The 4,268-nt window shown below is 64.6% G+C and carries 2 protein-coding genes; both read right to left on the bottom strand.

What is annotated here, in order from left to right; translation table 11 throughout:
• Positions 1–965 precede the first annotated feature (965 nt).
• On the bottom strand, positions 966–1,757 hold the full coding sequence (locus OXT71_02560) for a class I SAM-dependent methyltransferase (protein MDE2925264.1): 792 nt from the start codon (positions 1,755–1,757) through the stop codon (positions 966–968).
• Positions 1,758–1,790: 33 nt separating this feature from the next.
• Complete coding sequence (locus OXT71_02555) at positions 1,791–4,121, bottom strand: LptF/LptG family permease (GenBank protein ID MDE2925263.1); 2,331 nt, start codon at positions 4,119–4,121, stop codon at positions 1,791–1,793.
• Positions 4,122–4,268 lie beyond the last annotated feature (147 nt).

Below are 4,268 nucleotides of genomic sequence, written 5' to 3'. Positions count from 1 at the left end.
GGGGCGTGGCGCAACTTACATCTGCGCCACACCCCCTGGGGGGGTCGCTCCCTTCCAAAATATCCCTGCGGGAAGCCCCGGAGAAGAATCCGGAAGACCTGTTAGGGCTCTGCAAGGTGTCCGTTCTCGACACGCGGTGCAGGATCCAGGGATGACCACAGGCGACACGTGCCAATGGGGTCCGCAGGTGCAGGTGGATTTTCGGCGTCCTCTTGGACGAGGAGGTGGACCGAACCCCGGAAGGCCTGAACTCGGAACGGCAGGCGGAGGTTCGCGTCGGGGTCCGCTCCAGGCCCAGCCCCCGATCCAGGTCCTGGCCGACGAGGCGGCCGGTGCGGGTGGTGGTGGTCCGGCCGTCGAGAGCCGCCTCCACGCCGTGGTGGCACCGGAGCAAGCGGCGGTCGAAGCGCAGGGCGCGGTTTCTCCGGCAACCCGGAACGGATGACGGACCGGGGGAACCGATCCCCCCAGACCCCTCAGTGGCGCCAGAACCCCTGGCGGCTCACCTTGCCGCCAGTGAACCTGGCGCTTCTGTTCGTCGCGCGTCCCATGAGAATGGGACCCTCACGCGGTTTCCTCGGCCTTCCAGCCGGGAGTGAGACGTTCGCCCGTTTCCGGCAGTCCTGGCCAATCGGACCCGGTCAGCTCCGAATGTCCGCCCCCAATTCCCGGAGCGCGCAGGCGCTTGAAACCTGGGAGTCGAGGCGAGAAACTCGTCCATGGAGTCCACGGACCTCCAATAGGGTCGAATGGAATCCCGTTTAGAAGGTGGGATGTAATGATGTAACCTGCTCGGGAGAATAGATCATAACTCCTTTATTATCAGATACTTAAGAGATCTTTTCCGTAGAGGGGACGGCAGTCCCCCCTGTACGCTTTCCAACTGCGGAGTTGCTTGCCAACAAGGAAGAACGGGCGATTAGGAAAGTCGCCCCTCCTGGTGGGCGACAGGAAAGTCGCCCCTCCTACGACCTCGCTTCGGAGGCGTCGATCCTCTCGATCCCGGGAGCATGATCCTTCACCGCTTCCAACACCAGCGTGCGGCCAGCCAGCAGGTCCAGGCTGTGCATGGCCCGGCGCACGTCCTTGTTGGCCTCCCGCTGGCGGGGGTCGGCCTCCTTGCGCATGGTCCGGATGGAGCAGAGCCGCTGAAACGGGTAGAAGAGGAGCAGCGGCCAGCAGGAGCGGCGCCAGAGGTCGGTGGTGGCCCGGGTGATCCGAAAGCCGCTGCTGTGGAGCCCGTACCGGAGCTGGTAATAGGTCATGGGGTTGATGTGGTCGAAGACGGGCGTATGGACGAACTCGTTCAGAGGCCGGGGACAGAGGGAATAGAACCCGGTCAGGAAATACTTCAGCCGGGATGCCGAGTTCAGGATGTTGGGTGTGGACAGAATGAGCCTGCCCTGCCACTTGAGGACCCGGTGGCATTCCCGGATGAAGCGGTAGGGATGCTCCAGGTGCTCGATCCCCTCCAGGCAGACCACGTAGTCGAACGACTCGTCCGGCAGGTCCAGGGGACGGTTCATGTCCAGTCCCCGGCACTCCACCCCGGCGCACTTGAAGAACCCGGGGTCCAGGTCCGCCGCCACCACCCGGAAACCCATCTCCCGCAGGCAGTGGGAGATTCCTCCCTCGCCGGACGGAATGTCCAGGACCTTGCCGCGGGGCAGGCGGTCCATGAGGTCCAGGACCTTGAAGAAGGTCCGTTCGTGGGCAATGATCTGAAAGCCCTCGGGCTTCCTCCGAGCTCGACTCACCGTTCCCATTTCAGCACCGCCCGGAAGATGGTCTCAAGTTCGGACCATGGAAAACAGGAGAATGGCGCCGGAACCGAACAGGAAGTTGGGCCCCCAGGCGGCCAGCAGCGGGGAGAGCAGGCCGTTGGCGCCCATCATGCCGAAGACTCCGAAGGCGCCCCAGTAGCAGATCCCGATGAGCACGCCGGCGGCAATGCCGTAGAGCGCCCCTTTCCGGCCCATGGAGAAGGCGAAGGGGATGCCCAGAATGGCCATGATGGGCGTGACCAGGGGCAGGGAGACCTTGGTGTAGAGATCCGTCTTCAGGTGGTCCACCTCGAAGCCCCCCTGCTGCAGGTCCTGGATGTACCGGCTCAGCTCCGGGTAGGTCATCTTGCTGGATTCCTTCACTTCACGGGCGAAGTACTCGGGGCCCTCGCTCAGTTCGAAGTCGCGGCTCTCGAACCGGATGAAGTCCTTTCGGTCCGGGTGTTCCAGGTCGCGGATCCAACCCTGCGACAGGACCCAGCGGCCGGCGCTCCGGTCCCAGACGGCCTTCTGAGAGTAGACGTGCCGTTTCAGCCTTCCTGTCTGAATGTCCAGATCCAGGATGGAGAGATCGCCGAACAAGCCCCGGTGGACATCGAAATAGTTGTAGTGGTAGAGCCGCTTCCCCTCTCCGAAGATCCAATTCCGCCCCTGCTGGTAGAAGGTCTGGGCGGGACGGCCCTTGATGATGGTGCGCAGGCTGTCCTGCCGCTGGTTGGCGTAGGGCAGGACGTATTCCTGAAGCACGTAGAGGAAGCTCCCGACCAGCAGAGTCATCCCCAGCACCGACAAGCTGACGCGGTACACGCTGACGCCGCAGGCCTTGAGCGCCGTGATCTGCCCCGTCTTGTCCAGCAGGCCGAAGGTGACGAGGGTCCCGATGAGAATGGAAAGGGGCACCAGCAACATGAGGATGTGGGGCGCCAGGTAGAAGAAGTAGGAGGCCAGCAAGCCGTAGGGCCGGTCGTTTTCCAGGACGTCGTCGATGAGGTCGAAAAAGGTGAAGAGATAGAAGAGGGCCATGGTGACCGAGAGGGCGAGGACGGAGTAGAGGAGAAAGGTCTTCGCCAGGTACAGATCGATGACGCGAGCCGTCCTGGGCCTCATCTGGACCAGGCGGGACCGTCGCGGCTGGAAGGCGGTGCTGCTTCGGATCCTGGAGAGCACCCGCCGCAACGCCCGGGCGGCCCGGGTCAACCTCCGGTCCAGGCGGGGGTAGACGTGCCGCCAGCGCAACGGCCGGGCATCCAGGGCGCCGTAACGGAACGCCGCCCAAGCCAGCAGGCCGGTCAGCAGGTTGGTTCCCCACACGCCGGCCAGGGGATGCAGCATTCCGCCGCGGGCCAATTCGAAGCCGGTGGCGAAGAGGACATAGTAGGCCAGCGCCACCACCACGCTGGCCACCAGTCCGTAGCCGCGCCCGCCGCGATGATTGCGGGCGCCCAGGGCGACTCCCAGCACGGCGAAGATGATGGGCGAAACCGCCAGCGCCAACCGTCGGTTCAACTCCAGCCAACTCTGGGCCCGCGTGGCGCCCGGATCGCCTCGGATCTCCCGCCAGAGTTGAGCGGGCGCCTTGTCTTCGGGGCGCCGGGGACCGTTCGAACTCTCTTCCACGGGAGGAAGTTGGAGGGCGAAGTCCAGAACGCGAAACCGGCTCAGCGTCATTTTTTCGGGAGCGTCCCGGTGGGTCTCGTAGCGCAGCCCGTCCTTGAGGTGCAGTTGGATCCGTCGCCTGTCCCGGTCGATCAGGGCCTCTCCGTCCCGGGAAAGGACGATTTCCGTCTCCGCGTCGTTGCCGTTGGAAAGAAAGACTCCGTTCCAGAAACCGTTTCTCAGATCCACGTCGGCGGCGTAGAGCACGGCCCCCCCCGGCAACCCTTCGTAGAAGACGCGCGGCTTGATCCGGGAAAGGACCGGCTGGACCCCCATCTCATGACGGAGCGTCTGCAGGCTCCAGTTCCCGGCCGGCAGCGCCACCAGCGTCAGCCCCAGCGTGAGCAGGCTCACCAGCAACCCGATGTTGACCACATGGCGCACCATCCGGTGGATGCCGATTCCGCAGGCTCGCATGGCAACGATCTCGCTGTCGGTGGAGAGGCGGCTGAATCCGATCAGCGTCCCGATGAGGAAGGAGAGGGGAACGCTGAAGACCAGGATGCTGGGAAGAATCGAGAGCACGGTCCTGACGACCGTCAGGATGGGAGCGTCGGCCCGGATGAGGAGCTCGGTCAGGCGGCCGAACTCCCGGGTCAGGACGGCGAAGGTGAGGAACAGGAGGGTGATCAGGAAAGGCGGCGTGATCTCCTGGTTGATGAGCTTGTTGATCTTGGTCATTGCCGTGCCGTCGGGCCCTCGCCGCTTATCCCGGGAGCGGACAATTTAACAAAAATTGGCGGGACGACGGTTTGGGAGGGGGGAGAGGAAGTGTACAGGGGGGGGGGGGGGGGGGGGGGGGGGGGGGGGGGGGGGGGGGGGGGGGGG

It is taken from the genome of Acidobacteriota bacterium (assembly GCA_028874215.1).
Taxonomy (GTDB): Bacteria; Acidobacteriota; UBA6911; order RPQK01; family JAJDTT01; genus JAJDTT01.
The sequence above is the reverse complement of the archived record's forward strand: the minus strand, read 5'-3'. Positions and strand labels throughout refer to the sequence as shown.